We start from the raw sequence: 5218 nt of genomic DNA, 5'->3' as shown, positions 1-5218 counted from the left end.
GGCACGAAGAACAATTTGTTTTTCAAAATTAGAAAGTATGCATGACACGGTAATCGGTTTGTTAATTAATCGAGTAGAATTTGGAATTGATATTCATGCCTATCACTAAATTAGACCACTACCTAAAACAGCTAAGTAGAAAAAAGGCTCCTGAACACGGAGCCTTTTTAACATTACTGAACGTTTAACTCTTTCATCAATTCATCGGCATGATCAACGTTATCCATCATCCATAAGATGTAACGAATATCGACATGAACAGCACGAGTGATCGTCGGATTAAAGTACCAGTCTTTAGTAATAGCTTCATAAGTTGAATCGAAGTTCAGACCGACTAACTCACCTTTACCGTTAAATACTGGCGAGCCTGAGTTGCCGCCCGTTGTATCAACACTTGATAAGAAGTTAACTGGCACACCATTGAATACTTCAGGTTTCGCTTCACATGAGAATAGGCGACATAGGTAACCACGAGTATCAGGATAGACTGACTTTACGATGTGACTGCCTTGGCTCGGCTGTTTAATGGCGTCAATCAGCTTTTTTGGTGCATCAAAAGGTTCAATACCCGTATTTTTAGCAACAATGCCTTCTAAACGAGTAAATGGCTGTTTATACATGCCATCTTGTGCTTGATAGCCGTCAACCATGCCATAAGTTACACGCAGAGTACCGTTTGCATCTGGATAAACAGGAAGGTTGAGTGATTTGTTATTGGCAATGATTGCAGCCATATAATCAGGACGTGCAACGGATAGTTTCCCTGCCAATATCTTATCGGCTTTTTCATTAGCTATATTGGTGTCGTATAAGGCTACTGCAAGCTTGATAAAAGGATCACTGCTTGCTTTAAAATCAGCAACACTGGCATTCATCCACTTTAATCGCTCAGTATGATTAGCAAGTTTTGAGTGGTGATACATCGCACTAATGGTATCGGCTACGAGTTTAGGGTTATGAAATCTTGCATCCAGTGCTGCAACACGATTGTTTTGCGTTAGATAAGCATCGATATCTTGCTTCCAAAGCACCTTGTCTACCTTAGGGTTAAAGCGAGTATCGATGCGCTTTAAGCGTGCTGCAAACAGCTTCATATCACGCTCTTGATACCCCACTTCACGCTTGCTATCAGGTTTCTGTTTCTCATTAGCTAGACGATATAAACGCTTTGCTGCTGCAAGCAATGTACTTGATTGCGCATTATCAAAATAAAACGATTTTTCGAAGCTGGCTTGTTGCTGCTTTAACAATGTCTCTAACTCAGAAACGGTAGCCGTTTTAGCAGGTTCGTTTTTGTTTAACCAAGCATTAAAACTGTCTTCTTTTTTCTGTTTAATACCAATAATGTCAGTCGCTCTAAAACCGTCTAATAAGCCATTGAGCTTTTTCATTCGATTGGCAGTAGAAGCTAAGGTACTGGCATATTGAATTTTAATGGCTTTATCTTCAGTGCCCATGGCTTCAATCGTATCAATACGTTGTTGATAACGTTTTGCCATTGCTGGGTACATAACATCATCAGCAAACTTCATTTCGCTGGTTAAGCGGTAACGGCTTGTGCGGCCTGGATAACCAGCAACAAAAACACCATCTCCAGCATTTACACCCTGAGGGTCAATTTTTACATAGCCTTTTGGAGTGTATGGTACGTTTTCTTTGTTGTATGTTGCAGGTTTTCCATCTTTACCAACATAAGCACGTAAAAAGGTGAAGTCGGCACTGTGGCGAGGATACTCATAGTTATCGATATCACCTCCAAATGCAGCCGCACTTGCTGGTGGTGCATAAACGATACGAACGTCGCGAATGACTAATTGCTTTGTTAGATAGTATTCAAGACCATTATGGAAGCTACGAACCGAGCAGCGATAGTTATCATCGGCTTCACATGCTTTAACGATGTCTTTACTGCGTTGTGCAATTGTTTCATAGCGAGTCAGTGGATCGTTACCTAAATCTTTACGCACTTGATCCGTTACATTCGTCACTTTTTCAGTGATGTAAAGACGCTCGTTCGCACCTGCAGAAAGCTCTTTATCAGCACTTCTTGCTAAGAAACCATCAGCAAGATAGTTATGTTCTTTAGTACTGTTGTGCTGAATGGCACCATACGCACAGTGATGGTTCGTCACAACTAAGCCTTTTGGTGAAACAAAGCTTGCTGTACAGTAACCTAAGCTTACTACTGCATTCATCGGATATTGAGTTAAATCGGCCAGTTGTTTGGCCGGTATTTCAATGCCACGAGCGGACAATTTATCTGCTATTGATGGTAATTGGTATGGTTGCCATTGACCTTCATCGGCGAAAGTTACGCCAGATGAACAAATCAAGACCGCAATGAGTGCCTTGCGCATATCGAATCCTAAATTAAAGTTATTATTTTCTACTCGCTAGCGATAGAATATTATTAAGAAGATAGGAATTTACCACATTTTTACGATGAATCGTAAAAGGGAGCTTCAATGGCACAACAGGGCAATAAAAAGCCTCAATTCAAACGCAATGATGAGCAAGTCGAAGGCTTAAAAATGCCACCTCATTCTATTGAGGCTGAGCAATCCGTTTTAGGTGGGTTGATGCTCGATGCAGAAGCTTGGGATAAAGTTTCAGAGGCTGTGGTAAGAGAAGATTTTTACTCTCGTTCTCATCGTTTAATTTTTGAAGCAATGGGAAAACTGGTTGAGGGTGGACAACCACTCGACTTGGTGACGGTAACTGAGCAACTTGAAGTTGAAGATCAGTTAGAAGATGCTGGTGGTTTTGCCTATATCAGTGAAATCACTAAAAACACACCAAGTGCTGGTAACATTGTTTCGTACGCCGAAATTGTGCGTGAACGTGCCGTTGTTCGCGAAATGATCCGTGTTGCTCATGATATTGCTGACGCTGGTTATAATCCTGAAGGTCGAAATTCAGGTGAGTTGCTTGATTTAGCTGAAACTAAAGTGTTTAAAATCGCAGAGCAACGTGCTGATGCGAATTCGGGCCCTGAAGGAATAAAATCCATTCTTGAAAAAACCGTCGATAAGATTGAGGAGCTTTATAATAACCCTCATAACGGTGTAACAGGTGTGTCCAGTGGCTTTGGTGATTTGGACAACATGACAGCGGGTTTTCAATCTGGTGACTTAGTGATTGTTGCCGCACGTCCTTCAATGGGTAAAACCACGTTTGCGATGAACCTGTGTGAGCAAGCAGCACTACATGAAGACAAACCTGTTCTTATTTTCTCACTGGAAATGCCTTCAGAACAAATTATGATGAGAATGCTGGCATCTTTGGGAAGAGTTGATCAAACTAAGATTCGTACTGGTCGATTGGATGATGACGATTGGGCGCGAGTATCATCGACAATGGGCATTATGCTCGAACAAGGTAAAATGTACATCGATGATTCTTCAGGTTTAACACCAAATGATGTTCGAAGTAGAGCAAGACGAATTGCACGAGAATATGGTGGTTTGTCGATGATCATGGTCGATTACTTGCAGTTAATGCAAGTCCCTGCATTATCGGATAACCGTACTTTAGAAATTGCTGAGATTTCTCGTTCGCTTAAAGCATTAGCAAAAGAATTAGGTATACCTGTTATTGCGCTTTCTCAGTTAAACCGTTCTTTGGAGCAAAGAGCAGATAAAAGGCCGATTAACTCAGATCTTCGTGAATCGGGTTCTATTGAGCAGGATGCTGATTTGATTATGTTTATTTATCGTGACGAAGTGTATAACGATACTTCTGAAGATAAAGGCACGGCAGAAATCATTATTGGTAAGCAACGTAACGGCCCAATTGGTCGAGTGCGATTAACGTTTCAAGGCCAATTTTCTCGTTTTGATAATTTTGCCGGTCCACAGTTTGAAGAAGACTGATGATTCAAGTCAATAAGGGTATTCGTTGAAACCATTTCCTCGCGCAGAAGTCAGTTGTAGCGCCTTAAAAGCAAATTTGGCTAAGCTAAAAAAAATTGCACCAAACAGCAAAGTGATGGCCGTGGTCAAGGCTAATGGTTACGGTCACGGTTTACTTAATGTTGCAGAGTGTTTGCCTGAAGCCGATGGTTTTGGATTAGCGAGATTACAAGAAGCGTTAATGCTAAGAGGCGGTGGCATCAGTCAAAAGCTTTTGTTGCTTGAAGGTGTATTTCACACGACTGATTTACCTGTACTCGTCAGCCATCAAATTGAGACAGTGATTCATCATGATGCTCAAATAGACATGCTAGAGCAAGTTGAGCTTGAAAAGCCTGTAGTGGTTTGGTTAAAAATAGATTCAGGGATGCACAGGCTGGGCATTTTAGCTGAAGATTTCAAAAACGCATATCGACGCTTATCACAAAATAAAAATGTGTCTCAGCCCATTAATTTAATGACACATTTTGCATGTGCAGATGAGCCCAGCAACATGTTAACTCAAGAACAACAACTTAAGTTTAATGAATTAATCGCTGATTTAGAGGGAGAGCGAACACTTGCTAACTCTGCCGCAACATTATATTGGCCAGAGACTCAAGCTGATTGGATTCGTCCAGGAATCGCACTTTATGGTGTATCGCCTGTCGTAGGAGATTTAGGTTCAAATCACGGGTTAACTGCAGCCATGGAGCTCAAGTCTCAATTAATTGCTGTACGTAACCATCAAGCTGGCAAGAGTGTGGGTTATGGAGCCTATTGGACTGCTAAAGAAGATACCAAGCTAGGCGTAGTGGCAATTGGCTACGGTGACGGTTATCCGCGCAATGCCCCTGAAGGTACACCTGTATTCATTAATGGTCGCCGAGTGCCAATTGTGGGAAGAGTTTCGATGGATATGTTAACTGTCGAACTTGGTGCTGATGCAACGGACTTAGTAGGTGATGAGGCGATGTTGTGGGGCCGAGCTTTACCTGTAGAAGAAGTGGCCGAACATATTGGAACAATTGCCTATGAATTGGTGACAAAATTAACACCAAGAGTTGAAGTTTGTTTAGAGTAAATTGATCGACGATCTTAACTTAGTAATGGTTAATTTATACTAAGCTTAATACGCCTAAAAGAGGTGTATTATGAAATTCGTTTATTTCTTATCATTAATTACACTAAACGTCAGTGCGATGAATAATTAGTCGGCTATGAAAAAAATCTAACATTATGATCGCTAATACAATATAGCTCTTTGATACATTCAATTTCGACCAGAAATGATATAGTGAACCTACGGTTTCTGGTCGTTTTTGGTG

3 protein-coding genes and 1 pseudogene are annotated in these 5218 nt (G+C 41.1%); 3 read left to right on the top strand and 1 reads right to left on the bottom strand.

Features of this window, described 5'->3' with window-relative positions; all coding sequences use genetic code 11:
* Positions 1-109: pseudogene (locus JQC92_RS23345) on the top strand (IS1 family transposase); the annotation flags it as partial.
* 64 nt (positions 110-173) lie between these two features.
* Here JQC92_RS23345 and JQC92_RS20770 read toward each other — a convergent pair.
* Complete coding sequence (locus tag JQC92_RS20770) at positions 174-2357, bottom strand: S46 family peptidase (protein ID WP_205001447.1); 2184 nt, start codon at positions 2355-2357, stop codon at positions 174-176.
* A gap of 108 nt (positions 2358-2465) precedes the next feature.
* Between JQC92_RS20770 and dnaB the strand changes: the two genes are divergently transcribed.
* Together dnaB and alr are read left to right on the top strand one after the other, a co-directional pair.
* Positions 2466-3872 carry a replicative DNA helicase gene (gene dnaB / locus JQC92_RS20765; RefSeq protein ID WP_129945693.1) on the top strand — a complete coding sequence of 469 codons (1407 nt, stop codon included), beginning with the start codon at positions 2466-2468 and terminating at the stop codon, positions 3870-3872.
* Between the two features lie 25 nt (positions 3873-3897).
* The gene (gene alr, locus JQC92_RS20760; RefSeq protein WP_205001446.1) at positions 3898-4974 is read left to right on the top strand and encodes an alanine racemase; all 1077 of its coding nucleotides are present in this window, start codon (positions 3898-3900) and stop codon (positions 4972-4974) included.
* Positions 4975-5218: the final 244 nt, after the last annotated feature.

It is taken from the genome of Parashewanella hymeniacidonis (assembly GCF_016900895.1).
GTDB lineage: Bacteria > Pseudomonadota > Gammaproteobacteria > Enterobacterales > Shewanellaceae > Parashewanella > Parashewanella hymeniacidonis.
This window is presented reverse-complemented; position numbering and strand designations above follow the sequence as displayed.

Excerpts from the sequence above, each read along its gene's own strand:
- JQC92_RS20770 (WP_205001447.1), bottom strand. The coding sequence starts at position 2,357 with ATGCGCAAGGCACTCATTGCGGTCTTGATTTGTTCATCTGGCGTAACT.
- dnaB (WP_129945693.1), top strand. The coding sequence starts at position 2,466 with ATGGCACAACAGGGCAATAAAAAGCCTCAATTCAAACGCAATGATGAG.